24 protein-coding genes are annotated in these 25,884 nt (G+C 34.7%); 16 read left to right on the top strand and 8 right to left on the bottom strand.

Translation table 11 applies throughout. The features are described from left to right. The first annotated feature begins 3 nt into the window (after positions 1-3). The 13 genes from MV589_RS05070 (at position 4) to MV589_RS05010 (ending at position 9,456) form a co-directional block, all read left to right on the top strand. A complete protein-coding gene (locus tag MV589_RS05070) occupies positions 4-570 on the top strand; it encodes a MotA/TolQ/ExbB proton channel family protein (RefSeq protein WP_297432677.1) in 567 nt (188 codons plus the stop codon). A gap of 4 nt (positions 571-574) precedes the next feature. Beyond that, complete coding sequence (locus MV589_RS05065; protein ID WP_297432674.1) at positions 575-967, top strand: ExbD/TolR family protein; 393 nt, start codon at positions 575-577, stop codon at positions 965-967. Positions 968-1,001: 34 nt separating this feature from the next. Further along, positions 1,002-1,676, top strand: coding sequence for a TonB C-terminal domain-containing protein (locus tag MV589_RS05060; protein WP_297432672.1), 675 nt, complete (start codon positions 1,002-1,004; stop codon positions 1,674-1,676). A 3-nt stretch (positions 1,677-1,679) separates the two neighbouring features. Beyond that, positions 1,680-2,930 (top strand): Tol-Pal system protein TolB, encoded by a 1,251-nt coding sequence (gene tolB, locus MV589_RS05055; protein ID WP_297432670.1) that lies wholly within the window; start codon positions 1,680-1,682, stop codon positions 2,928-2,930. A 75-nt stretch (positions 2,931-3,005) separates the two neighbouring features. Further along, positions 3,006-3,566 carry a peptidoglycan-associated lipoprotein Pal gene (gene pal / locus MV589_RS05050; protein ID WP_297432668.1) on the top strand — a complete coding sequence of 187 codons (561 nt, stop codon included), beginning with the start codon at positions 3,006-3,008 and terminating at the stop codon, positions 3,564-3,566. An 11-nt stretch (positions 3,567-3,577) separates the two neighbouring features. After that, complete coding sequence (locus tag MV589_RS05045) at positions 3,578-4,489, top strand: tetratricopeptide repeat protein (protein WP_297432667.1); 912 nt, start codon at positions 3,578-3,580, stop codon at positions 4,487-4,489. 75 nt (positions 4,490-4,564) lie between these two features. Then, positions 4,565-5,086, top strand: coding sequence for an FKBP-type peptidyl-prolyl cis-trans isomerase (locus MV589_RS05040; RefSeq protein WP_297432665.1), 522 nt, complete (start codon positions 4,565-4,567; stop codon positions 5,084-5,086). After that, entirely contained in the window at positions 5,019-5,828 is an 810-nt protein-coding gene (locus tag MV589_RS05035) for a DNA-binding transcriptional response regulator (protein ID WP_297432663.1), read from the top strand. The genes MV589_RS05040 and MV589_RS05035 overlap by 68 nt, the downstream gene beginning before the upstream one ends. An 11-nt stretch (positions 5,829-5,839) precedes the next feature. Next, complete coding sequence (fabD, locus tag MV589_RS05030; protein ID WP_297432661.1) at positions 5,840-6,778, top strand: ACP S-malonyltransferase; 939 nt, start codon at positions 5,840-5,842, stop codon at positions 6,776-6,778. Position 6,779: 1 nt separating this feature from the next. After that, positions 6,780-7,496 (top strand): nitrilase-related carbon-nitrogen hydrolase, encoded by a 717-nt coding sequence (locus tag MV589_RS05025; protein ID WP_297432659.1) that lies wholly within the window; start codon positions 6,780-6,782, stop codon positions 7,494-7,496. 10 nt (positions 7,497-7,506) lie between these two features. Then, positions 7,507-8,202, top strand: a complete 696-nt coding sequence (locus MV589_RS05020; protein ID WP_297432657.1) for a 5'-methylthioadenosine/adenosylhomocysteine nucleosidase — start codon at positions 7,507-7,509, stop codon at positions 8,200-8,202. Continuing rightward, positions 8,202-8,969, top strand: coding sequence for a PP-loop family protein (locus MV589_RS05015; RefSeq protein ID WP_297432655.1), 768 nt, complete (start codon positions 8,202-8,204; stop codon positions 8,967-8,969). The genes MV589_RS05020 and MV589_RS05015 overlap by 1 nt, the downstream gene beginning before the upstream one ends. Before the next feature lie 73 nt (positions 8,970-9,042). Further along, positions 9,043-9,456, top strand: a complete 414-nt coding sequence (locus MV589_RS05010; protein WP_297432653.1) for an Lcl C-terminal domain-containing protein — start codon at positions 9,043-9,045, stop codon at positions 9,454-9,456. A 16-nt stretch (positions 9,457-9,472) separates the two neighbouring features. Here the strand turns inward: MV589_RS05010 and MV589_RS05005 are convergent, their stop codons facing one another. From MV589_RS05005 to MV589_RS04990, 4 genes are read right to left on the bottom strand one after another with little or no spacing between them, the layout of a single operon-like run. Further along, on the bottom strand, positions 9,473-10,078 hold the full coding sequence (locus MV589_RS05005) for a response regulator transcription factor (protein WP_297432651.1): 606 nt from the start codon (positions 10,076-10,078) through the stop codon (positions 9,473-9,475). A gap of 1 nt (position 10,079) precedes the next feature. After that, positions 10,080-11,417: an HlyD family type I secretion periplasmic adaptor subunit gene (locus MV589_RS05000; RefSeq protein WP_297432649.1), complete on the bottom strand. Its 1,338-nt coding sequence runs from the start codon at positions 11,415-11,417 to the stop codon at positions 10,080-10,082. Continuing rightward, positions 11,404-13,575, bottom strand: a complete 2,172-nt coding sequence (locus MV589_RS04995) for a type I secretion system permease/ATPase (protein WP_297432648.1) — start codon at positions 13,573-13,575, stop codon at positions 11,404-11,406. The genes MV589_RS05000 and MV589_RS04995 overlap by 14 nt, the downstream gene beginning before the upstream one ends. Then, on the bottom strand, positions 13,576-14,901 hold the full coding sequence (locus MV589_RS04990) for a TolC family outer membrane protein (protein WP_297432647.1): 1,326 nt from the start codon (positions 14,899-14,901) through the stop codon (positions 13,576-13,578). Between the two features lie 153 nt (positions 14,902-15,054). Between MV589_RS04990 and MV589_RS04985 the strand changes: the two genes are divergently transcribed. Beyond that, positions 15,055-18,099, top strand: coding sequence for a MutS-related protein (locus tag MV589_RS04985; protein ID WP_297432645.1), 3,045 nt, complete (start codon positions 15,055-15,057; stop codon positions 18,097-18,099). A gap of 1 nt (position 18,100) precedes the next feature. Here MV589_RS04985 and MV589_RS04980 read toward each other — a convergent pair whose 3' ends face one another. Next, positions 18,101-18,544: a GatB/YqeY domain-containing protein gene (locus MV589_RS04980; RefSeq protein ID WP_297432642.1), complete on the bottom strand. Its 444-nt coding sequence runs from the start codon at positions 18,542-18,544 to the stop codon at positions 18,101-18,103. An 85-nt stretch (positions 18,545-18,629) separates the two neighbouring features. Between MV589_RS04980 and flgH the strand changes: the two genes are divergently transcribed. Together flgH and MV589_RS04970 are read left to right on the top strand one after the other, a co-directional pair. Further along, the gene (gene flgH / locus MV589_RS04975; protein WP_297432640.1) at positions 18,630-19,355 is read left to right on the top strand and encodes a flagellar basal body L-ring protein FlgH; all 726 of its coding nucleotides are present in this window, start codon (positions 18,630-18,632) and stop codon (positions 19,353-19,355) included. Beyond that, on the top strand, positions 19,300-20,730 hold the full coding sequence (locus MV589_RS04970) for a hypothetical protein (RefSeq protein WP_297432638.1): 1,431 nt from the start codon (positions 19,300-19,302) through the stop codon (positions 20,728-20,730). Before flgH ends, MV589_RS04970 begins: the two co-directional genes overlap by 56 nt. 5 nt (positions 20,731-20,735) lie before the next feature. Here the strand turns inward: MV589_RS04970 and MV589_RS04965 are convergent, their stop codons facing one another. The 3 genes from MV589_RS04965 to MV589_RS04955 all read right to left on the bottom strand — a co-directional run bounded on the left by MV589_RS04965 (position 20,736) and on the right by MV589_RS04955 (position 25,807). Continuing rightward, positions 20,736-22,274, bottom strand: a complete 1,539-nt coding sequence (locus MV589_RS04965) for a SulP family inorganic anion transporter (protein WP_297432636.1) — start codon at positions 22,272-22,274, stop codon at positions 20,736-20,738. Between the two features lies 1 nt (position 22,275). Continuing rightward, a complete protein-coding gene (locus MV589_RS04960) occupies positions 22,276-24,903 on the bottom strand; it encodes a valine--tRNA ligase (protein WP_297432634.1) in 2,628 nt (875 codons plus the stop codon). A 79-nt stretch (positions 24,904-24,982) separates the two neighbouring features. Next, a complete protein-coding gene (locus MV589_RS04955; RefSeq protein WP_297432633.1) occupies positions 24,983-25,807 on the bottom strand; it encodes a GGDEF domain-containing protein in 825 nt (274 codons plus the stop codon). Positions 25,808-25,884 lie beyond the last annotated feature (77 nt).

Genomic DNA, 25,884 nt, shown 5'->3' with positions numbered 1-25,884 from the left:
CCGATGTTTAATAATTTAATAGATTTTTATCTTAAAAGTCATCCGGTGACCATTGGTGTTCTAGTTTTATTAGCAGTTTACTTTTTGGTGTTAAATTGGGTATTTTTTTATAGATATTTTTCTATTACTAGTTGGCTTTCTCGTGAAAGTGCCTCTTTGGAAGCACTTTTATTAGGAGCTACGACTGTAAAAGAAAACTCATTTTTAAATAATTTTTTACAAACAAGTAATGTTATTTCAAAAGAAGTTTTAGGTCTGGGTATGCTGGCGGCAACGAAGGAAGCGACGAAAGGTCTTTCTGTTTTATCTGTAATTGCATCGACTTCTCCATTTATTGGACTGTTTGGTACTGTTGTTTCTATATTAGATACTTTTTCGCATATAGGTCAGATATCTGGGACAATGAATGTTATAGCTAGTGGGGTTTCTGATGCATTAGTCGCTACTGCATCTGGAATCTTTGTAGCTGTATTTGCATATACTTATCACCAAATCCTCAAGAGAAAATCATATGAACTTATTAGTTATCTTCAAATGCAAAGTGATGCGATATTAGCACGTAAGGTATAGTGTTATGGTATATGATTGGGATGAAAAACCAGAGTTAAATATAACTCCTCTTGTGGATGTTATGCTTGTTTTACTCGCAATATTGATGGTTATTGCTCCTAGTGTAATATTTGAAGAGAATATTAAATTACCTCAAGGTTCTATGACACAACAACTTTCAAAAATTCCACCTGTACATATTACTATTGATAAAGATAAGAATATAAAGATAAATAAAGATAATTTTTTATTAAGTGCATTTATTGATAATTTCTATCTTTATTCTAATAAACTTAATAAAAAAGCTACTGTTTTAATAAGTGCAGATAAGCGTTTAGATTATGGTGTCGTGATGTCGATTTTAGCAGCTGTTAAGCAGGCTGGATTTACAGAGGTCTCTTTAGCAACAAATGGATAATCAACGATACTTTTATATAAGTGGAATCATCTCTTTGTCTTTGTTTATATTCTTTTTATTTGTATTCGTTGTTATGCTTTTTCAAGTAAAAGATATTAAAACCTATGGTTTTAAAAAAAAGAATTACATATCAGTTTCTATTGCTCTTTCACCTACGAAAAATATAGTGAATAAAACAAAATCTTCTGTAAAAAAAATAGCAACTACTACAAGTTCTCCATCTGAAAATATTGATGTTAATAATCTGTTTAGTGATGTGTGGACTAAAAAGATTCAGCACAAGGTTAAAAAACGTAAAGTGAATTCAAAGAGGATTAGCGAAATTCAAAAGCAGATTAAACTTAAAGAGAATAATCAACTCAAGCCGATAGAAAAAAGAGTTGAACAATTAGAGGAAAAAGAAGAAAAAGAATCTGTAGATGCTACTTCTGCTGCAAATGAGGTTAATGAATATTTAGCTAAAATTCAAGCAATTGTTTATGCACACTTTAATGTTCCTCCAAATACAGAAGGAAATCGTGTAAAAATTGTAATTGTGCTTGACCCTTTTGGTAAAATGCTTGATTTTAGAGTACTAAATTATTCTGCTAGTAAAGCTTTAAATAGTGAAGTTGACAGAATAAAGGAGAGACTTACTAATGTGGTTTTTCCAATTAATCCTAGTGGAAAGACGACTACAACGACTGTTACATTAATATCTAAGGAGTAGAGATTGAAGATTTTATTTTTATTATTTTTATTGTTTAACATTGCTTATGCAGGTGATGCAACTATTGAAGTTATTAAAAAGGTAGATTCGTTGCCTACATTGGCTATTGAGGATTCCTCTATTAGCTATGACAATACATTTAAGCTACGGTTTTTTAAGTCTCTTGTTGCTGATTTAAATGTAATTTCTCTTTTTAATGTAGATAGACATCATCGAGTAGTGGCGTATAATGATAGTTCGGTATTGGTGAGTAACAAAGATATGGAATATGTTTTACGTTATAAAATATTTGAAGATGATAATGGTGCGATGAATATTCAAATGAAACTACTGCAAGGTGATAGTGAAGTTTTTTCTAAAAATTATCGTGTAAGTAAAAAAGATATATATATGTTTGTTTCTCATGCAATTGCTTATGATATAAATGAATATATGGGTGCAAAACCTGTGAGTTGGATGAAGAAAAAAGTCATATTTGCTAAAGTTATTGCTCCTAAAAAAAGTGAAATTATTATTGCTGATTATACATTGACATATCAACATATAATTATTCAAGGTGGTTTTAATCTTTTTCCAAAATGGGCGAATCAGTCACAAACTGCTTTTTATTATACATCTTTAGATAATGATAAACCTACTTTAAAATATGTAGATATTAAAACGGCTTCTGTAAAAAGTATTATCTCTTCTGATGGTATGATGATATGCTCAGACGTTAGTAATGATGGCAATCATCTTTTATTAACTATGGCAAAAGATGGACAACCCGATATCTATTTGTATGATGTAAAAAAACATACATATAAAAGAGAAACTACCTATAGTGGTATTGATGTTGGTGGGCAATTTATGAATAAAGATATAATAGCATTTGTCTCATCTCGACTGGGATATCCTACGATATTTACAAAAAACTTATTGACAAATGAGATAAATCAGGTAGTTTATTATGGTAACAGTAATGTCGCATGTAGTGCAAGTGGACACTATATTGTATATAAAGCAAGAGAGAGTTCAAATGCTTTTAGTCAAAATACTTTTAATCTTCATTTAGTCTCAACGCAAACTGACCTTATTCGTAGACTTACAGCCACAGGCGTAAATGAATTTCCTAAATTTTCAAAAGATGGGGATGCGATTATATTTGTTAAAAACTATAAAGGACAAAGTTCTATTGGAATAATACGATTAAATTTTAATAAAAATTATCTTTTTCCTATAAAATCGGGAAGAATACAATCAATGGACTGGTAAGTACACTGTAACAATTAAATTTTATTACCTTTTTTAGGTATAATAAACCAATTTTAAATATTAAGGATGTGTAGTATGAAAAATATCGTACTTTCTGGTGTTGTAGCAGCACTATTAGTTTTTAGTGGATGTAGTTCAAAAGGACCAGCTGTAGATACTAAAGCAGCGAATAATAATCCAGTGGAAGAGGTTGCATCTACTGCAACTCAAGAAGTTCAGCCTGTAGAGACAGAAACAGTTTCAAGTGAAAATAGTTTAGTAAACTCATCAACAAGTGAGTCTACTATGAATTCTATTGAGAGTAAATTACCAACTGTATATTTTGCTTTTGATAAATACAATATCACACCTGCAATGCAAGAAAAAATTGATGCTTCAGCAGAGCTTGGAAAAAAAGTAGGATCTAATTATAAAGTAAAATTAGAAGGTAATTGTGATGAATGGGGTAGTGATGAATATAACTTCGCATTAGGATTACGACGTGCAAATGCTGTTAAGAAAGCTTTAGTTGCAGATGGAATAGATGCATCTCGTATTTCTATGGTAAGTTACGGTAAAAGTAATCCTGTATGTACAGCACATACAAAAGAGTGTTGGGCGAAAAACCGTAGAGTTAACTTTAAACTTTTACCATAAGTTTCAAATAGATGAAATTTAGTAAGTTCTATTTTTTATTTTTAACTCTTTCTCCTGTGTTATTGTTGAGTGCTGAGCCTTCAGCATTTGGCGCAGGTGATCTCACTAGCAGCAATCCTTATGGTCTCACGAAAAATGAAAAAGTATTACTAGAAACAGAGAAAAAGCTCAAAACAGTTTCAAATAAGAGTAAATCACAGGCTAGTCAATTAGACTCACTTCGAGAGAGAATTGATGGACTTCAAAGTATTATTGAAAGTTTGAGCAGAAAATCACAAAGTAATAAGATTAATTTGCAAAATATACAGCATTCTACAGATATATCATTTACAAATATTGATGAATACCAAAAAAGATTAAGTCTCTCCATTCAAGAAAACAAACAAGCAATACAAGAGATGAAAGCTTTGAGTTTACAGTTGAGTAAATCATTAGATGCAATTAGTACAGATTATGTAACAAAAGCAGATTATAATGCTTTAGTGAAAAATGTCAATAGTTTTAAAACTCTGGTTGCAAAAGAGATGAAGCGAGGGGCACGAACACAAAGCAAAAAAAGTTTTATTAAAAGTGCTGTTTTATATAACAGAGCAAAAGTTAATTATAATAAGAAGCGATATACAAATGCAATATCTGACTATGAAGCTTTAATTAAACGCAACTATAAACCTGCTTACTCACATTATATGATTGGTGAAATGTATTTTAAAAGAAAAAATTATGAGAATGCAATTTCTTATTTTAAAAAGAGTTCATCTTTGTATTCGAAGGCATCATATATGCCAAACTTAATGTTACATACTGCAATTGCGATGTCAAAAACAGGTGATAAACAACATGCTAAGGCATTTTTTAATGCAATTGTACAAAAATATCCAAATTCAAAAGAAGCACGAGCGGCTAAAAGATATTTGGATATTTGAAATCAGCTGTATGATTTTCAGCAATAATATATAATATTATGATAAAATCGCGAAAATAATTAATAAGGGTAAAAAATGTCAATTCAAGAAAATCAAGTTGTTTCAATAGAGTATGAAGTCCGTGATGGAGATCAAGTTGTAGATAGTAATATGGGCGGAGCTCCATTGGTATTTATGTATGGTAAAGGTCAAATCATTCCAGGTTTAGAGAGTGGAATTAAAGATATGAATATTGGTGATAAAGCTGATGTTTTAGTACAACCAGCAGATGCTTATGGTGAATACAATGCTGATGCTACTCAAGAAGTTCCAAAAGAACAATTTGCAGGAATTGAATTAACAGAAGGTATGACTCTTTATGGTCAAGGTGAAGATGGCGGTACTGTTCAAGTTGTAGTTAAAGAGATTAAAGATGATACTGTTATCATTGATTTTAACCATCCTTTGGCTGGAAAAGAGTTAATGTTTACAGTTGCAATCAATAATGTTAGAGATGCCTCTGCTGAAGAAATTCTTTCAGGTGTTCCTGTTGAAAATCAACAAGAAGATGAAGGATGTTGTGGTACTGGTGGCGGCAGCAGTTGTGGATGTCACTAATTTTATAACCTCTTCTGAAGCCTCTTTGCAGGCTAAGAAGACAGCCAGTCTTTTAAAAACACTCAATGTTAATGCACTCATAATTGGTCCCTCTGGCATTGGAAAAAAGACTTTGGCTTCTTTTATTCTTCCCCATGCAATGGTCTATGATGCATCAAATTTCGATGAGCTACTTACTGCATTAGAATCTTCAAATGAAATTATAATTAGCAATATTAATCTATCACCAAATATACAAAGATTGGTAGAGTCTATAAAAAAAAATAGTGTGCGTGTTATTGCCACATCATCAAATTATATATTAAGTAATGAGATTGAAGAACTTTGTAGTATAAAGGTTGATTTGCCACCTTTGAGCGAAAGAGCTGAAGATGTCGCTGCTTTAGTAGAACTTTTTTTAGAAGAAGCATATGGACTTTTTGGTGGAAATAAAGAGCTATGCTCTTTAGATAATATGACGCCTGATTTATCTCAAAATGGACACTCTTTAAGACGGCAAGTTATGATTACTTATCTTTTGCAGGAGATTAAGGATAGAGATTTGATGGAGCTTCTTGAAAATTATCTTTATGACAAGCTGGGCTCTAAAAATGATTATAAAAAATTCCTCTATTTGTACGAAGCACCATTAATTAAAGCTGGTTTGAAAAAATATAAGTCCCAGCTTCAACTCTCAGATAAACTGGGCTTAAATAGAAACACACTTAGAAAAAAAATATCTGAGAATAAACAATATTTATAAAAGGAAAGAAAATGAGTAAAATAGCAATGATATTTGCAGGACAAGGTTCACAAGCAGTAGGTATGGGAAAAGATTTTTATGAAAATTCAAAACTTGCTCGTGAAATGTTTGAGAAAGCTGGAGATAGAATAGGTGTTGATTTTAAAGAAATAATTTTTCAAGAGAATGAAAAACTTGGGCAGACTGCTTATACGCAACCTGCTATTTTACTTGTACAAATGATTGCCTATAAGCTATTTAAAGCAGAGTGTCCAGATGTGAAAGCAGAGCTTTTTTTAGGGCACTCTTTAGGTGAATTTTCTGCTTTATGTGCAACTGGTGCTATTGATTATGTTGATGCAGTAGAACTTGTGCATAAACGAGGTGCACTAATGCAAGAGGCATGCGATACAATAGATGCTGGAATGATGGCTATTGTAGGTCTTGATGATGCTAGTGTAGAAAAAATTTGTGCAGATGCCCAAGAGGCAGGAAAAAAAGTTTGGCCTGCAAACTATAATCAAGATGGACAACTTGTTGTTGCTGGTATGAAATCTGATTTAGTTTCATTAGAGCAGATTTTTAAAGATGCTGGAGCAAAAAGAGCACTACTTTTAAATATGTCAGTAGCTTCACATTGTGATATTTTAGCGCCTGCACAAGCTCCTTTAGCTGAGTTAATGCAAAAATATATTACAGATAATTTTGAAGCACCAGTTATCTCAAATGTTACTACAAAACCATATACTACAAAGGCAGAAGCAGTAGAACTTTTAAAAGAACAACTTGTAAAACCTGTAAAATACAAACAGTCAATTCAAGCTATTGCTCCTGAAGTGGATATGGCTATAGAGTTTGGAAATGGTGTTGTATTAAAGGGGCTTAACAGAAGAATTGCAAAAGAGTTAAAAACTCTAAATATTTCAGATATGGCATCTTTAGAAAAAGTTAAAGAGGAAATTTGCTCATAATATGAGGGTAACACTTGCACAAACTGCACCGAAGCTAAATCGTTCAAATTTAGAAGATGTTTTGCAGATAATCACAAATGTAAAAGAGAGTTCAGACCTCGTGGTATTTCCCGAACTCTCTTTGAGTGGTTATCTTTTACAAGATAAATTATTTGAAGATGCTTGGTCACTAGAAGAGTTAGACAAACTAATACAGTTAAGTAAAGAGATAGATATAGCAGTAGGTCTTGCTTTAAGAGATGAAAATTTGTTTAGAAACGCAGCTCTATATTTTAGTAATGGAGAGCTTATTTCTAAGCATATTAAAGTTCATCTACCAAATTATGGAATGTTTGAAGAGGCGAGATACTTTGAAGGTGGAGATAGATTTGAAGCTTTTGAATGTAATGGTACGAAAATATCTATGCTTATTTGCGAAGATTTATGGCACAGTAGCGTTCATGAAGAGTTAATAAAGCTTAACCCTGATTTGATTATAGTGCTTGTTGCATCGCCTGCTCGTGGCTTTTATGAAAAGGGTTTAAAAATTCAAGAGAAGTGGTATGAGATTATTACTCAAGTAGCTAAAGAGTGTCAAGCAGAGCTTATTTTTGTCAATAGAGTAGGTTTTGAAGATGGACTTGGTTTTTGGGGTGGAAGTTGTTTGGTAGAGAATAGTGGCAAAATAGTAAAGCAACTTCCACTATTTAAAAAAGAGATAAAAACATTTGAAATATAGGATACAAGAGATGACAATAGCAATAATGGGTGCAATGCCAGAAGAGATAGCTCCAATTTTAGAGAAAGTAGGCGAGTATAAAACAACTTCCTATGCTGGAAATAATTACTACGAAGCTCAATATAAAGGGTTAAACTTAGTAATAGCCTACTCAAAAATAGGAAAAGTTTTCTCAACCTTGACCGCAGCAACACTCTGTGAACATTTTGGTGCAAAGAAATTACTTTTCTCTGGAGTAGCTGGTGCAATATCTTCTGATTTAAAAGTTGGTGACTTAATAGTAGCAACAAAACTAGCACAACATGATTTAGACATCACTGCGTTTGGACATCCTTTTGGGTATGTACCTGAAGGTGCTGTTTTTGTTGAGAGCGATAAAGAGTTAAACAGCTTGGCGTATGAGGTGGCAAAAGAGATGCAAAAACCTCTTCAAGAGGGTATTATAGCAACGGGTGATCAGTTTGTGGCAGATGAAGCACGTAAAAATTGGATAGGTGATACTTTTGGTGCAGATGCACTGGAGATGGAAGGTGCTAGTGTTGCGGTTGTTTGTGATGCTTTGAATGTGCCATTTTTTATTTTGCGTGCAATTAGTGATGCAGCAGATATGGATGCTAGTTTCTCCTTTGATGAATTTTTAGAGACAAGTGCAGTGCAGAGTGCTGCGTTTGTTATGAACATGGTAGATAAGTTAGCACAAAAGTAATGGCAGTAAAACTTTCTAAAAAAATCATGTCTAAACTTGGTAAGACAAATGCCGAGTTTGAACTTATACAAGAGGGTGATAAAATTCTTGTGGGACTTAGTGGTGGTAAAGACTCTCTTACTATGATTCATGCTATGAAAGAGCAACAACGACGCGCTCCATTTAAGTTTGAATTTTTGGCTGTAACCATCAGTTATGGTATGGGTGAAAATTTTGAAAAACTCTCTGCACACTGTAAAAAATATGATATTCCCCATATAGTACATGAAACACAGACCTATGAACTAGCAAAAGATAAAATCCGTAAAAACTCGTCATACTGTAGTTTTTTTTCTCGTATGCGAAGAGGATACCTTTATGGCGTAGCAAAAGAGAATGGTTGCAATAAAGTGGCTTTAGGACATCATATGGATGATGCGGCTGAGAGTTTTTTTATGAATTTTATCTATAATGGACAGATGCGAAGTTTAGCTCCAAAATATAGAGCAGAGAATGGACTTATAGTAATTCGTCCGCTTATTCAAATGAGAGAGCGACAACTCACTGCGTTTGTTCAAGACAATGGTATTGAAGCTATAGGCGATGAAGCATGTCCAGCTATGCGTTTTGATGTAAAAATGCCACATGCTAGAGCGGACACAAAAGAGATGCTTGCTAAAATGGAGCAGGAGTTTCCACAACTTTTTACTTCTCTAAACGCAGCTTTTAAAAATATTTCAGTAGAGAGCTTTTTTGATAAAGAGAAGTTTAAATTGACTGCACAGTAATTACACAGTAATATATTATACTTAGCGCATAAATAAAATAAAATAAAATCTAAACAATGAAAAAGGAATCTACATGGCTAAAATACTCTTATTTTTATTCCTAATTAGTATAGTTTCTCAGGCGCAAGTGTGGGTGAAAAAAGATGCTACTGTCATAAATACGAAAAAGAATCTGCAGTGGGAAGATAGCACTGAAGTAGGTGAAAAACTTTATATTTGGAAAATGGCAAAGGCACATTGTGCTAGTATGGAGTTTGCAGGCTTTTCTGATTGGAGATTGCCATCACATAGTGAATTACAAAGCTTGTCAAAAATAGGCAAAGGTAATGCACTGTTTTCTCATTTGGGAAATACTCTTTACTGGAGCAATGAAATTGATGCAAAAGATGAGTTGAATGCTTATGTTGTTTATGCGCCTAATGGCTTTTTATCAACAAGTGATAAGTGCGATAAAAATTATGCTATCTGTGTCCGAAATACAAAATAGACAGAGCTGCTAGAGTCTATTTTAGAAGTAAAATCAGAGAAACTCTATCGTTTACATGTAATTTTGAGAAGATAGAACTAATGTGTGCTTTAACCGTCCGCTGTGTGATGTCGAGCTCACTAGCTATAGCATCATTTGTAAGCCCCTCTAGAATTGCATATATAACCTCTTTTTCTTTCTCTGTAAGACGATGCTCTATAAGAGCTTCTGCCTCATCAGAGATACTACTGCGTTTAGCCTCTTTTGCAAGAGCCAATGTTAGTTCAGGATATGTCCATATTTTGCCACCTTTGACTGTTTCAATCATCTGCTGGTAGTGAATCTTTAACATTCTTGCATTCCCGTATGCTTTAATACCTTTTAAAATAAGTGACTTCCCTGTAATGATTTCAGGAACTTTTTCTAAAACAATAAATTTATCAGGAAGTGTATTTGATGCAAGCATTTTATTTATGCTATGTGAAACTGAATCATAATCACTTACAATAATATACTCTTTAAGTGTAGACAATACTTGAAGCAATGCATCACAATTTGTAACTTCAAGTAGATCTTTAACATCGTGGCGGGATTTCCACTCATTTATGGTGTCTACATCTGTGCTAAAAAATATTGTCTTCATCTTATCTCTCTGAAAATACATACTGTTTTGATTTGAGAATAGGTTTTAGAATGTACTGCATAACTGTTTTCTTACCTGTGACAATATCTGCACTAGCAGTCATTCCTGGAATAATTTTAAGTGGATGTTTTTTTGTCCCAAGATAGTTTTTTTGTGTTTCAATATGGATAAGGTAATAAGTGTGGTCCTTTTTATCGGTAATAGTATCTGGAGAGATGTCCACTACCTTGCCTTGTAGTCCACCGTGAATAGAAAAATCATATGCAGAAATTTTTACCATTGCTTTTGCTCCAGGATGAATAAATGCAATATCTCGTGGCTTGATTTTAATTTGAACATAAAGTTTTTCATGTGTTGGTACAATTTCAAAAAGATTTTGTCCTGGCTTTATAACACCACCAACTGTATTTATGAAAAGTTTTTGTACTATTCCATCTACTGGAGATGTAACGAGAGTTCTAGTTACCTGGTCTGTAAATGCAACCTGTTGTGTTTTTATACGTTCAAGTTCAGCAGATACTTTATTTAACTCTTGTTTATCTTTATTGATGAATTCTTGTTTAGAGTTAATACGTTTATCTCTATACTCTTGTATAGCAGATCTTAACCTTGGTAAAGAGAGCTCTGCTGCTTCAATTTTATTTTCAATCCCATTTGCTTCGCGTTTGAGTTTTAAAAATTCAACTTTAGACTTTACACCCTCTTTTACCATTGGTGCCATCATTGATATCTCTTCAGTGACAAACTCTAGCGACTTTTTAAGAGATTTTATTTTTGCTTCTGCCTCTTTTAGCTCTTGTTTTCTCTGCTCAATCTGACTAACGATAGTAGCATCTTTGGCAAGCATTTCTATTTTGTCCGATGTGTAGAGCTTTTGTGCTAACTCTACTTGTTGTTGAAGATCCTTATCTTTGAAATATTTTTGAGGAAATGGAAGTTGATTTGCTTCAGCATATAAACGCAACCTTTTTGCATAAAGTTCATTGTATTTCATTTTATTCGTTTCGCTGCTTGAGAGAGATTTCGCATTGTTGATTTTGAGTAAAACTTGCCCTTTTTTGACACTTTGACCTTCTCTTACTAAAATAGATTCAACTATTCCACCTTCAAGGTTTTGTACGACTTGATTTTGACCAAAAGGAATGACTTTGCCATTTCCTCTTGTTACTTCATCAATAGATGCAAAAGATGCCCAAAGAATAAAAGCTAAAATACTTATAATCCAGATTTTTAATATTAAGCTCATTCTTGAAGGAGATTGTTGTAATACAGCAGCACTAATTGAGTTCATAAATTCATAATCTTTTTCGCTGTATTCTACTGGTTTATTTCTTTTCATCAGAAGAACCTCCTGCTTGTAGTTTTAAAATTGCTTCTTCTTTTGGTGCATCTATAATGAGCTTGCCATCATTTATGACCATAACCCTATCAACAATTTTTAGGAGATTCATTTTTTGTGTGACGAGTATAGAGGTTTTACCTTTGAGTGCTTTGTCAAGATTTGCTAAAAGTTTTGTTTCTGTTATTTGATCCATAGCATTACTTGGTTCATCCATTATTACAATAGGTGTATCAACAAGCATTGCACGAGCAATTCCTATGCTCTGCTTCTGTCCGCCAGACATTCCTTGTCCTCGCTCACCAACTGGCATTTCATATCCTTTAGGATGTTTTTTAATGAACTCATCTGCCGTACTGATTTGTGCGGCGCGTATCATAGCGCCATCAGTTGCATGTGAAGCTCTAAATGTAATATTTTCTCTTACGGTTCCACGAAAGAGCATAATATCTTGCGAAACATAACTTATATGTTTTCTTAAATCTCCAGGATCTATTTGATTTATATCAATCCCATCAATAAGAATTTGTCCGGCATCAGGTTCATAGAGCCCTAAAATAAGTTTTTGAATGGTGCTTTTTCCTGAACCTATACGTCCAATAATAGCAATATGCTCACCATTGTTAATTGTAAATGAAACATTTTTAAGTGCAGGTACATCTGTATTTGGATAACTAAAAGTGACATCAACAAATTCAATTTTTCCCTTAAACTCAGGAGCCTGAACAAAGTGTTTACCTTCTGGTCTTTCACTTGGTTGTGCAATTATATCGTTGATAGTGGCATAAGAAGTTTTTGCATCTTCAAAGTTTGTAATAAGTGCTGCAATTTGTCCCAATGGTGCTAATGTTCTTCCTGTAAGAATAACTATAGCAATCAATCCCCCCATAGAGAGTTCAAAATTTTCTATTCTATAGACACCAACAACAACTATAACTACTGTATTTAGCTGAATAAGAAGCTGTGTAATAGTTGGAATCGATGCAGACATAAGCCGTGATTTTAGACTTTTACTTGCTATTTCTCCTGTTGACTCTTCCCATTTCCATTGAATCTGATTCAGCACACCTAAGGTCTTTAAGGTTTCTATATTGCTTAATGCTTCTATGAGAATAGCACTTTTTTTAGCACTTGCCTCATGTGTAGACTCAATACTTTGGCGAAGAGGTTTGGTGATAAAGAATGAGTAACTTACTATAAAAAGAATGGTAATCATAGGAATAACAGCAATGATTCCACCAATATAAGCGATGGTTAGTAAAAATATTACTGTAAAAGGAAGGTCAATAAGTACTGCCATAGTCGCATTTGTTAAAAAGCCTCGAATACTATCAAAATCTTTTATATTATTTGCAAATGAACCTACAGATTGAGGAATGTGTGCCATTTTTAAAGAGAGAACTTTTTCAAAGATAATGGAGGACATAATGATGTCACTTTTCTTTGCTGCTGTTTCAAGTAGATAGTTTCTCGAATGTTTAGCAAAAGCATCAATAAGATAGACAATGATAACCCCGATGGCAAATACCCAAAGCGTCTCTATTGCATTGTTAGGTATGACTCTATCATAAACATTCATAGTAAAAAGAGGCGTTGCTAAAACAAAAAGGTTAATAAGCAGTGATGCATATAAAACATCTTTATAGAGACCTGCAGAGAGTTTAATGGTACTCCAAAACCAGTGCTTTTGTTTGAGGTGTAGTGTTCTTTGATTCTCATCACTATACTCAAATGCTTTTTTTATCATAAAGCCATAGCCAATGTATTCATCTTGAAGATCTTCAAGGTCAACCCACTGTTCAATTGGCTCTTCAGCAGGCATAATGATTTTGGCTTGCTTTTTATCTTCACTAAATCTATCTAAAATACAGGCATTTTGATTTGAAAGTAAAATAATCATAGGTAGTTGTAGTGGAGATATTTGTGAAAGTGGTCGTCTTATTATAGATGACTTAAGTCCTGCCCTAGCAGCCGCACGAGAAAAAAGTCCCTTTGCGTTATTTATTGAAAAAAGTTCAGGTGCTTCTGCCCCTGGTTCAATTGGCAAACCATCAATCAGTGCATCTGCAGAAAAAGGTTTATGGTAAAGTTTTGTAAATAGGACTAAACAGTCAAGCAGGGAGTCCATTCTAAGGTTTTCTACATTTGTTAAAAACATTTATAGTTCCCCTTCACTTTGTATCCCTACTTTAGTATAGACACTCTCTTTATCTAGTATGGAAGTTACAAGGCCACTCATAGCGTCTAAGAGTCTATATTTTGCATATAAAATACTATAGTTAGTATTTATGATCTGTTCTTTAGATTTTATAAGGTCATTTTGAGAGGCAAGTAAATCTAGAAGTGAACGCTGCCCAAGTGCATACTCTTTTCTATATAAAGCTAATGTTTTTGCTGAAAAATCATGGTACTCTTTTAGATGAACCATCTGTTCTTGTAGTTTTTTTTGTGAGCTCCAAGAGCTGTTAATGGTCTGTAATATTTTTCGTCTAATATTATTTTGATTTTGATTCTCCTGCTCTATTTGGTTCAAGCTTTTTGCAATGGAATGTTTGTCACTAAAACCATTAAATATATTGTAAGAGAGGTACGCCATTGCACGAAAAGCATCATTATTTCCCTCGATACCACTAAGATTTTTGTTCATTGATTGTGAAAGCTCTATATCTATTTTTGGATAGTATTCGGCTTTTCTCTCTTTATTCGTTGCCTGTGCACTTTTTTTGTTACATTCACTTACTAAAAGTGAAGGGTTATGTGTCATAGCATACTCAATAATTTTTTCTTTTGTTTGAGGTAGTTTAATGGCTTTATTCGTAGTAGTCAAATTTTTTACGTCTATTTTATGTCCTACAATTCTCTCTAATGCATACTCTTTATCTAAAAGTGTATTTTCTTGCACTACAAGATTTGATTTTGCGAGTGCAAGTGAAGATTCTATTTTATCTACTTCTGAGAGTGTTGTAAAACCGGATTTATACAGCTTACTTACCTTATTTAGTACATTTTCATTTATCTGTACATTCTCTTGTGCTGTTTCCATAAGTTCACGATTTTTTAAAACCTCAAGGTATGCATTTACAAAATCATATGAAGTAGTGTTTACTTTCTCTACATAGCTGTATGCTGCTGCAAATGTTTTGTACTCCTGCTCTTTTACAAGATAGGTTGTGGAAAGACCATTAAAGAGATTTTGTGTATATTTTAAAGAGTTTTGATAGACATTGAAGCTGTATGTTTGATCTGGAGAATGGCCTGCTTGATTATAGCGTTTCGTCTTCTCATATCCTGCACCAAGGTTAAGGTCAAGTTTTGGATAGTAGCCTGATTCAGCACTTGATACATCTTCTTTTGTCGCTTTATAATTTTGCAATCTCTCTTGTATGGCTGGATGGGTTGCAAGTACCTCTTGTAAGCTTGATTTCATATCCTGTGCATAAAGCGAGATAAAAAGTGATATTTGAAGTAAAAGTATTTTTTTCATTGTAGTGTCTTTGTAATTGAGTTTAAAAGTTATTATAACGAATATTTTTTTGATTTACTCTGCAATTGTGAGTAATTCTTTAGATTTTTAGGTAATTTGCAAGTAAATCTTATGTTATAATCGTATAAATAATAAAGATTGTAAAAGAGTAGTATGTTATCATCAGCAATAGAGAAAATACTAAATAACAAAGATAAACTTCTTACGCAGACTTACTTCGATCTGCAGCGCCATTTTGAAGAGAAATATGGCAAAGATACCGTAGTGTTTATGGAAATCGGTACCTTCTTTGAAGTGTATGAAGTCAATAATGATGAAGAGCAGATAGGCAAAGCAAAAGAGATAGCGGAACTGCTTAATATTCAGCTTACAAAAAAGAATAAAAGAATAGTAGAAAATTCAGAAAAAAATCCTCTACTTGCAGGTGTTCCTGCTGTCTCATTTGAGAGATACTTAAGCCGTCTTATATCTGAGCAAAAATATACTGTCATTGTTGTCAAACAAAAAGGTACACCTCCAAAGATAAGCAGATATATTTCACAAATAGTCTCACCTGGTACAAATTTTGACCATATTATAGATAATGATGACAATTACATCGTATCTCTTTTAATTGATAAACATCGTGATATTTACACCGTTGGTTACTCTGCCATTGATGTAACAACAGGAAAAACTTGGCTCTATGAAACACATGGGACAAGTGAAGATCCTTCATATGCGCTTGATGAGGTATTTAACCTTTTAAATGTTTACAGAACAAGTGAAGTCGTGGTTACTTTTTTGGATGGCATAGCAGAACAACGTCATGTGATGCAGTATTTGGAAATTCCTGAACACTACCACTACTCGGTCAATAACAAACGCGTAAAAATTGACTTTCAAAATGAACTCTTTAAAGAAGTGTATCAGATACAGTCTCTACTTTCGCCTATTGAGCATTTAGATCTGGAACGCTCTCCTATGATTACAGAGTCCTTAGCGATTCTCATTAATTTTGTTATAGAACATGATTATCACATTATACAAAAAATGGCAATGCCAAAAATCATAGACAATCGCCGTTTTATGTACCTTGGAAACAATGCTCTTGAGCAGATGGGTGTCATTTCAAAAGATAAAAAAGAGTTTACGCTGCTGAAGATGCTCGATAAAAGCTCCACGGCAATAGGGCGAAGATTACTAAAAGAGAGACTTTTAAACCCTATTATGGAGAAAGAGGAGCTTGAACGCAGATATAATCTTATAGAGAGGGTCTCTTCTCATGTGCGTTATTTGGATGAGATGATGCGCGGGGTGTATGACTTGGAGCGTCTGGCTCGTAGGCTTAATCTTGGAAGACTACACCCATTTGAGATGAACCATATGTATGACTCGATGGTGAGTGTCAAAGAGTTGATGCAGTATGTAAAAAAGTATAAGATTCAAAAAACACCTTTTCATGAGAGTGAAGTAGAGGAGTTTTTACGGGACATTGCTAAAACAATTGACTTAGATATTTCACGACGTTTTACAAACGCAACGGTCGATGAAAACTTCTTGATGAGTGGTGTGGATGAAGCCATTGACACACTTGTAAAAGACAACAGTGTCATGCTACTTGCTTTTGAAGATATAGTCAGTAAAATAGAAGAACTGTTGCGTGAGGTAAACGCAGCGAGTAACACAAAAGTGGTTACCTTAGGGCTTTTAGAGAAAGAAGGTTACTATATATCTATCAGTAAGAACCGTTTTTCTCTTATTGAAGCTGCGTTTAAAAAGAGTGAGTACTTTGCAGAGTTTAATGTCAAAAAACTAACAAACAATGTCAAAATAACCTCTGCGTTTACTGACAAACTCTCCGATAACATTATGAAAAACCGTCGTAAAATCGTAACACTTGTAAAAGAGCGTTATATCCAGCTTCAAGCACTTTTTGAGCGACGCTATTCACTGCTATTTAGTCGTGTCATTAGCTATGTGGCAGATTTGGATGTCGGGGTGAGCTCTTCAAAAGTTGCACAGGAATACAAACATTCACGTCCAATGATAGTCGAAGCCGAGTGTGATGAGAATTTTATGCAGATAATGCAACTTCGTCATCCGCTTATAGAGGTGCAAGAGAGAGGAGGGCTTTACGTTCCAAATGACATTGTGATGGGAAATCGTGACTATCTTGACCTGCCTCACCCTAAAACGGTGATGCTTGATGTGAGTGTGCATGATGGGCATGAGATAAACGGTGTACTTTTATACGGAATTAACTCAAGTGGAAAATCTTCATTGATGAAGAGCATTGGCATCGCTGTACTTATGGCTCAGTCTGGATTTTTTGTCTCTGCTGCTGTGATGAAGTTTAGCATCTTTGACTCTATATTTACGCGTATTGTCTCAAAGGACAATCTTGCAAAAGGGCTTTCAACCTTTGCGGTTGAGATGCTTGAGCTAAAAAATATATTTAACCGTGCAACGACTCGTTCTTTAGTCCTTGGAGATGAGATAAGCCATGGAACTGAGACGCTCTCAGGGGTGGCGATCGTTGCTTCTGCCATTCAAAAATTAGCAAAAGCACGTTGCCTATTTCTCTTTGCAACGCACTTGCATCAGCTCTCTACCATGGGGGAGATTACGCGACTTGATAATGTGGTTGATTTGCATTTGAGCGTGGAGTATGATGAGGTGGGTGATAAGTTGATATTTAACCGTGTGTTGCAACAAGGAAGTGGAAGCAGTATTTATGGGCTTGAGTTTGCCAAATCGCTCCATATGGACAGTGAGTTTTTAGAGAGCGCAAACGCAATTAGAAAACGTCTTGCTAATGACTACGATGAACTTGAACTTTTAGTGAAGAAGAAAAAATCAAAGTACAATAAAGAACTTTATGTGACGAAATGTATAATTTGTGGGGCGGTTGCTGAAGATGTGCATCATATCTCACAAAAATCACTTGCAGATAAAGCTGGATTTATTGGACATTTTCATAAAGATAACAAGCATAACCTTGTACCACTCTGTAAAGAACACCATAATCAAATTCACGATGGAAAACTCTATGTTAACGGTTTTATAATGACAAGCAAAGGGCTTGAGTTACAGTTTGAAGAGCAGATGCAAAAAGTGGAAGACAAAAAAGTACAAGAACCCGAAATAAATGAGAATGTAGAGGTGAAAAAGGTCGAAGATGACGAGCCAAAAGGCTTCGTCTTGGATGATTGGTAAACTAAGCTAGTAGTGCTTTTACACAAGTGCTGATACGTTTGCCATCTGCACGGCCGGCTAACTCTTTTGAAGCCATACCCATCACTTTTCCCATATCTTTTGGAGATGTCGCACCCACTTTTTCTACAATAGCTTTGAGTTCATTTTCAAGTTCTTCATCTGTAAGTTGCGTTGGAAGATATACTTCATAGTATGAAATCTCATCAAGCTCTTGTTGCATTAAATCATCACGTCCTGCGTCTTTATACTGCGTAGCAGCATCATTCCTGCGTTTAATTTGTGTCTGAATGATTTTGATTACATCATCATCACTTAGCTCTTTTCTCTCATCCACTTCTATCTGTTTAAAAGCACTGGTAAGTAAACGCAGTGCATCTCTTTTTTTTGTATCTTTTGCTTTCATAGCGACTTTTACATCTTGGTTAACAGTTTCTCTTAATGACATTTTTTCTAATCCTTATAATTGTAAAATTTAATGGAACTAATTTTGCTATCATTATAGCAAAATTAGTCTCTCTTATTGGATATATATGAATAAATTTTTATGTAGTAGTTTTGTATTGTTAGCTATGTTGATGACATTTAGCGGGTGTACAGCAAATTTGACTGACCCTGAGATTAACTTTGAGCCTCCTACTTATGTGGAGCAGATGCCGGCAAAAGAGCAAAGACAAGACTTTACCTCTACAGGCAGCATATTTGGTCAGGGAGAAAATCCACTCTTTTCAGATCATAAAGCGATGCATGTCAATGACATTGTCACGGTTGTTATTTCAGAAACGGCAAAAAGTTCCAATACTGGTACAAAACAGCTCTCAAATGTAGATAGCTCAAAATTGGGTGGAGCACTTTTTTCTAATACTGGTGCAGCAAACTCCGGAGTAAAGGCACAAATGGGCAGACTCAATGGCTATACAAATGTAGGGCTTCAGACAGATTCAACAAGAAATTTTAAGGGGAGTGGAACAGCTGTAAAAGATGCAAGCTTTACAACAACAGTATCGGCAAGAGTTGTAAAAGTACTTAAAAATGGTAACTATTTTATTTCAGGTAGGCGAGAGATTCTTATAGATGATCAAAAGCAACTTGTACAAATAAGTGGTGTGATTCGTCCGTATGACATTGATCAAAACAATAAAATTAGCTCTTCACAAATTAGTGATGCGAAGATACTATATAAAACAGAGGGAGATGTGGATCGTGCAACACAACAAGGATGGGGAACAAAAATCATTCAATCAGTTTGGCCGTTTTAGTCTTTTACTAATCGCTGCGTTTAGCCTTGCAGAGGCAGGTAGTTTTAAAGATTTTCAACGAGTGCAAAACGCTGCGTTTAGTGAATATAAAGATAAAAAAGATACTGCGTTTGAGAGTTATTTAAAATCACAATGGAGTGAATATAACTCTTTTATTTCACCATCTCTTTATAAAGAAGCAAAACCAAAAGTTATTTTGCCTACGAGTATAAAGCCAGTTCTTGCTCGTGGACCAAATATTCATCTTAAAGTGCTCAAAAAAGCTCAAAAACAAGCTGCTCCACTCTTAAAAACGAGCAAAGGTCTTGAAGTAGGTTTCTTTGGCTCACTACTGCATTTTAGTGTCGATGCAAAGGTAAAAAGGGCGCGTTTTTATCCTCAGAATAGAAATGGAATTATTAATGCATTTAGTATATTTGCATCAAGTGATTACAATAGACTTTTATATGAGATAAAAAAGAGTTCTAAGAGTATGAAGCTTAATGATTGGGGAGTTTATCTACTTGTACAAAAGATAGCGGGGAAGACTTTCAATGATTTGGATGATAAAAAACTCTTTGCCTGGTTTTTGTTCAATAAGCTTGGTTACGATACAAAAGTAGGAATACATGCGCAACATATTGCACTACTGAGCCGAACAAAACAGCTGATTTATGCAGCAGCCAAATATACAATTGAGGGGAAGAACTATTTTTTACTCTCTAAAAATCCTTTAAGTGGCGCTCTTTATACCTACTCTAAATCATATCCAAACGCAACAAAAGCACTTGATTTTAGTTTAGATACTTTACCACTGCTCGTGCAAAATACTCAAACTAAAATACGTACATTTAGTATGCAAAATAGACAATATTCTGTTTCTTATCACTACAATAAAAATCTTATAGATTTTATGAACACATATCCGCAAGTAAGTTATGGTGTCTATTTTTCTGCACCACTACAAAAAGAGACATTGTCTGATATTGAACGCTCTCTTAAGCCTTATTTGGATGGAAAAAAGATGAGTTATGGACTTGATTTTCTACTGCGTTTTGTGCAGACTGCGTTTAAATATGAGCGAGATCAACAGCAGTTTGGTAAGGAAAAAGTAATGTTTGCACAGGAGACACTCTACTATGATAAATCAGATTGTGAAGACAGGGCAACGCTCTATGCAAGGCTTGTAAAAAAACTTTTTGGTATCTCTGTTGTGGGCGTGAAGTACGCAAACCATATGGCAACAGCACTCTATATTCCATTAGAGGGAGCAAGTGTTCATGTTCATGGTAAACGCTACGTCATAGCAGATCCAACATATATAAATGCAAATGTTGGGGAGAGTATGCCAAAGTATAGGTCAGTCATCCCAGATAAGTTTATTTATCTGAGATAATTTTTTTAGTAATCAATGGCAACTTTATAGGTTGGGTCATCCTCTTCGTAGGTACAGTGAGGACCAGCTTTTTTAAGAATTTTTTTACAATCTTGGCTAAGATGACGAAGATGGAGTGTTTTTCCCTCTTTTTCATATTTTTTTACAATGTTATCTATAGCTTCAACACCTGAAAAGTCCATAACTCTTGCATTTTTAAAGTCCATAATAACTTTTTGTGGATCATTTTTAATATCAAAATTATCTGAAAATGTTGTAGCACTTCCAAAAAAGAGTGGACCTTCAAGCTCATAAACTTTTGTACCATCCTCTTCTATGTACTCTTTTGAAAAAATACGAGCATGTTTCCATGCAAATACAAGTGCCGAGATAATCACACCTGCAATAACGGCTATTGCCAAATCTGCAAAAACAGTGATGATGGTAACCGTGACCATTACAAAAACATCAGATTTTGGCATATGTTTGAGGTGTGAAAAACTTGACCATTCAAAAGTTCCAACACTCACCATAAACATAATTCCAACTAAAACACCAACAGGAATTGCATTAAGAACATCTGTCATGGAAACAACTAAGACAAGAAGACCAACTGCAGCTGTAAAGGAGGAGAGACGACCAAGACCACCAGAAGTAAAGTTGATGATACTTTGACCTATCATGGCACATCCAGCCATACCACCAAAAAATCCACTTGCCATATTTCCACATCCAAGTGCTATACATTCTTTGTTTCCACTTCCTCGAACGCCACTCATTTCATCTAAAACAGCAAGTGTTAAAAGTGATTCTATAAGTCCAACAAGAGCCATAATAACAGCATAAGGAAGCACTAAAATAATGGCACTCATACTAAAGAGGGTATCTGGAATAATAAGATGAGGAAGCTTTCCTTGAAATTCTGAAAGGTTTGCTAAAGAGCCGACTGTAAGTGTGTCAAGATGTGTTAAATAAACTACTAAAGTAAGCACGACTATAGCGACTAATCCAGATGGAATGGCCTTTGTGTATTTTGGTAAAAAGTACATAATGAGCATTGTAATTAGTACAATAATATACATACTTGCACCTTGTCCATCAAAGAACTTAAACTGTGCCATGGCAATGACTATGGCAAGTCCATTTACAAAACCATAAAGTGCAGGTTGTGGTACAAGACGAATGAATTTTCCAAGTTTAAAAACACCAAAAAGCACCTGAATTGCACCTGCTAAAATGGTAGCAAGGAGTACATAGTTAAGCATATGTATGTAGAGGGTGTCGCCACTCATACCAAGAGCGGTAAGTTTTGCATTTACCATTACAACAAGTCCAACCATAACAACTGCAACACTTCCCGTCGCTCCACTAATCATACCTGGTTTACCACCGATGAGTGCGGTAATAAGTCCTAGTATAAACGCAGTGTATAGTCCGACAATAGGGCTAACACCTGCTATGAAGCTAAACGCAATAGCTTCAGGAACAAGTGCAACAGCAACGACAAGCCCAGAGAGAATGTCGTTTTTAATGTTTTGTGATTTGTATTTTCTTATGTCGAACAAACTACGCCTTTAGAGAGTTTAGTTGTTCAAGCACTTTTGCTTGTTTGCTTTGTGCTTCTGCTAATGCTTCACGATTTTTCTCTAGTACATCGGCAGGAGCATTCGCAACAAATCGTTCATTATTAAGCATTCCATTTAGTTTTGCTATCTCTTTATCAAGTTTTTCTGACTGTTTTGTCAGTTTGTTTATAATAGATGCTAAATCAATAGAATCAGTAGGAATAAAAGTCTCACATTTATCAGCAATATCACTTACTGCGTTTTCAATTTTTGTCTGTGTGAATACAAGCTCTTCTACTTTTGCAAGACGAGCAATGAAAGGTGTCATCATCTCTTTGTCTTTGTCACTTAAGCCATCAATTTTCACATACGCTTTTGCAATTTTTTGATTTGCCAAATCTACAAGCACTTTTGCACGGCGAATAGAGACAATGGCATCCATAATAATTTCAAATTTTGCCTCCTCTTTGCGTTGTTTTGTTTTATGAGGGAATTTTTTAATCATAATAGATTCAGACTCTTCAAGAGTTGTATCACTCAGTTCATGATAAAGATGTTCTGTAATAAAAGGCATAAAAGGGTGAAGCAGTTTCATAGCCTCTTTAAAGATAGCACCAAGCTCTACAATGGCACCTTTGTCTGCTTTACTTAGCTCAATTCCCCAGTCACAAAATTCATTCCATAAAAATCTATACATTGTAAGTGCTGCATCGTTAAATTTATATTCATCAAGGTATGTTCGTACCTCTTTTGTAGCGAAATTAAGGCGACTCATCATATAGCGACCTAAATCACTTTCAATACAAAAACCACTTAAATCTGGAAAAGTATCTACATTCATCTGTAGGTATTTTGTAGCATTGTAGAGTTTATTTGTAAAGTTACGATTTAACTCTAATTTTTCTGTACTCATACGAATATCACGCCCTTGTGCAGCACTAATTGCAAGGGTAAATCTTAGTACATCTGCTGAGTATTTATTTACCATATCAAGAGGGTCAATGACATTGCCTTTTGATTTGCTCATTTTTTGCCCATGCTCATCACGAACAAGTGCATGAAGGTAAATGTGGTTAAATGGCAGTTGTCTATTAAAGTGTTCACCCATCATCATCATTCTAGCAACCCAGAAGAAAAGTATGTCAAAACCTGTGATGAGAAGAGTATTTGGATAGAAATCTTTCATATCATTTGATTCAAAAAGTTTGTCCATAGCAGTATCGCCGTGTGCCCAACCTAAAGTAGAAAATGGCCAGAGTGCAGAGCTAAACCAAGTGTCAAGAACATCAGGGTCTTGTGTGAGGTTTTTACCTGCACATTTTGGACAAGCTTCAGGATGTTCCTCTTGTGAAGCAAACTCATGCCCACAATCATCACAGTAAAATACAGGAATTTGATGTCCCCACCAAAGTTGACGGGAGATACACCAGTCACGAAGCTCTCCCATCCATGAATTGTAAGAGTTTATCCAGTGTGGTGGAAAAAATTGTGCCTCACCTGCGTTTGTTTTTTCTATTGATTTATCAGCGACTTCTTTACGAACAAACCACTGTTTTGAGATGTATGGTTCAACAATATTTTTACATCTGTAGCAGTGTCCTACTTGATGTTTGTGGTCTTCTATTTTGACGATGTAACCCTCTTCTTGAAGTCTTTGCACAATCGGCTCTCTTGCTTCAAGACGCTCCATGCCTTTAAACTCTCCAGCATAATCGTTTAAAATACCTTTTTCATCAAAAACAGTAATAAACTCTAAATCGTGGCGTTTTCCAACTTCATAGTCATTTTGATCATGAGCAGGTGTAACTTTTACTACACCTGTTCCAAAATCCATATCAACATAGTCATCAGCAATTATTTTAATTTTTTTGTCTAAAAGTGGAAGAAGAACCTCTTTTCCAATGATGTTTTTGTATCTCTCATCATCCGGATGAACCATAACGGCAGTATCACCAAAGTATGTCTCAGGTCTTGTAGTTGCTACCTCTACGCTACCACTTCCATCTGCAAAATGGTAAAGCATATGGTAAAATTTTCCATCTTCTTCTTCATGTTCTACTTCTATGTCTGAGAGTGCACCATCATGAGTACACCAGTTTACCATATAATTTCCACGAACAATTAGCCCTTCATTGTAAAGGTGTACAAACGCCTCTTTTACAGATTTTTGCAGCCCCTCATCCATAGTAAATCGTTCTCTCTCCCATGCAGGAGATACACCCATTTTACGAAGTTGCTCAGTCATAATTCCAGCAGATTCGGCTTTCCATTTCCAAGCTCTTTCTAAAAATGCTTCGCGACCTATCTCCTCTTTTGTAGTTCCTTCAGCAAGGAGCTGTTTTTCTACAACATTTTGAGTAGCAATACCTGCATGGTCAGTTCCTGGTTGCCAAAGTGTTTTATACCCGTCCATTCTTTTGTAACGGGTAATGATGTCTTGGAGTGTAAATGTAAGTGCATGACCAATGTGCAAACGCCCTGTAACATTTGGCGGTGGCATCATAATAGAGAAGTTTTTCCCCTCTTCTTGAATAGCTTTGTTGCCATCGACTTCAAAGTATTTTCTATCTTCACAAATTTGGTAGTATTTGTTTTCTATCTCTTGTGGATTGTATCTGTTTTCTGACATGAAATCGCCTTGTAATAGTTAGTAAAAATTGCGCGATTATATCTAAAAATAGGTGAGGATTTGCTTTAAGAGAGAGTCACTAGATCCCTGTGACTCTTTTTTTGATTTGGATTTTGTCTTCGTACATATGTTTGTCCGCTGCTTCAATGGTTTCATCAAGAGCATCCCCTTCTTTAAACGCAGTGAGACCAAATGAAAAACTTACTGTAAATGTTGCTGCGTTATGGGCTTTTAGTTTCTTTTTAAGGATGTTTTCTCGAAGTTTTTCTAAAGATTTCTGTGCTTTTGTAAGGTCCGAAAAATTTGTGAAGAGAATTATAAACTCATCTCCTCCATATCGAATGACAGGATAGCCAATCTTTTTTAATTCATTGAGAATAAAAATGAGTACCTTATCTCCTATAATATGTCCGTGTGTGTCATTCACTTGTTTAAAGTAATTAAGGTCAATAATAGCTAAAATACCACTCTGTGAGAAGCTGTTTGAACCCTCACTAAGGCATTTGTCTCGGAGCCATTTTCTGTTAAGCGCATGAGTGAGTTCATCTCTGTAGAGAGAAGCTCTTAAGCCTTCAACTTCTTCACGCAGTTTTTTTGTCTCTATTAGTATCTGTTGTAGGCCTGCGGTATCTTTATTTTGTATGGCATCAATGGCTTTTGAAGTATGTTCACTAAGATTATTGGCATTTTTGTAAGTTTCATCTTGAAGTGTTGTAAGCTTTGAACACTGTTTTGCGACTACATTTTCAGAAAGCTCCACTTCATCATCAATTTCGATATGCTCTTTTTTTGCATACTCTTCAAAAATAGAACGATAAACAGACGGCGTAACAATAGGTAACTCTTCAATTGAATTTTTTACCTCATTTGAAAGTATTTCTAGTTCTTTCTCATTTATACTCATAAATATCCATCCCATTTTTTTAATTAAGTCGTATTAGAAGATTATATCACAAAAAAAGGAGAATGTTTAATAGTAAA

This window comes from Sulfurimonas sp. (genome assembly GCF_026991475.1).
Lineage (GTDB): Bacteria > Campylobacterota > Campylobacteria > Campylobacterales > Sulfurimonadaceae > Sulfurimonas.
The sequence above is the reverse complement of the archived record's forward strand: the minus strand, read 5'-3'. Positions and strand labels throughout refer to the sequence as shown.

Bases quoted from the DNA above. Each gene is read 5' to 3' on its own strand.
- MV589_RS05070 (WP_297432677.1), top strand. From the start codon at position 4: ATGTTTAATAATTTAATAGATTTTTATCTTAAAAGTCATCCGGTGACC.
- MV589_RS05065 (WP_297432674.1), top strand. From the start codon at position 575: ATGGTATATGATTGGGATGAAAAACCAGAGTTAAATATAACTCCTCTT.
- pal (WP_297432668.1), top strand. From the start codon at position 3,006: ATGAAAAATATCGTACTTTCTGGTGTTGTAGCAGCACTATTAGTTTTT.
- MV589_RS05045 (WP_297432667.1), top strand. From the start codon at position 3,578: ATGAAATTTAGTAAGTTCTATTTTTTATTTTTAACTCTTTCTCCTGTG.
- MV589_RS05040 (WP_297432665.1), top strand. From the start codon at position 4,565: ATGTCAATTCAAGAAAATCAAGTTGTTTCAATAGAGTATGAAGTCCGT.
- fabD (WP_297432661.1), top strand. From the start codon at position 5,840: ATGAGTAAAATAGCAATGATATTTGCAGGACAAGGTTCACAAGCAGTA.
- MV589_RS05025 (WP_297432659.1), top strand. From the start codon at position 6,780: ATGAGGGTAACACTTGCACAAACTGCACCGAAGCTAAATCGTTCAAAT.
- MV589_RS05020 (WP_297432657.1), top strand. From the start codon at position 7,507: ATGACAATAGCAATAATGGGTGCAATGCCAGAAGAGATAGCTCCAATT.
- MV589_RS05015 (WP_297432655.1), top strand. From the start codon at position 8,202: ATGGCAGTAAAACTTTCTAAAAAAATCATGTCTAAACTTGGTAAGACA.
- MV589_RS05010 (WP_297432653.1), top strand. From the start codon at position 9,043: ATGGCTAAAATACTCTTATTTTTATTCCTAATTAGTATAGTTTCTCAG.
- MV589_RS05005 (WP_297432651.1), bottom strand. From the start codon at position 10,078: ATGAAGACAATATTTTTTAGCACAGATGTAGACACCATAAATGAGTGG.
- MV589_RS05000 (WP_297432649.1), bottom strand. From the start codon at position 11,417: ATGAAAAGAAATAAACCAGTAGAATACAGCGAAAAAGATTATGAATTT.
- MV589_RS04995 (WP_297432648.1), bottom strand. From the start codon at position 13,575: ATGTTTTTAACAAATGTAGAAAACCTTAGAATGGACTCCCTGCTTGAC.
- MV589_RS04990 (WP_297432647.1), bottom strand. From the start codon at position 14,901: ATGAAAAAAATACTTTTACTTCAAATATCACTTTTTATCTCGCTTTAT.
- MV589_RS04985 (WP_297432645.1), top strand. From the start codon at position 15,055: ATGTTATCATCAGCAATAGAGAAAATACTAAATAACAAAGATAAACTT.
- MV589_RS04980 (WP_297432642.1), bottom strand. From the start codon at position 18,544: ATGTCATTAAGAGAAACTGTTAACCAAGATGTAAAAGTCGCTATGAAA.
- flgH (WP_297432640.1), top strand. From the start codon at position 18,630: ATGAATAAATTTTTATGTAGTAGTTTTGTATTGTTAGCTATGTTGATG.
- MV589_RS04960 (WP_297432634.1), bottom strand. From the start codon at position 24,903: ATGTCAGAAAACAGATACAATCCACAAGAGATAGAAAACAAATACTAC.
- MV589_RS04955 (WP_297432633.1), bottom strand. From the start codon at position 25,807: ATGAGTATAAATGAGAAAGAACTAGAAATACTTTCAAATGAGGTAAAA.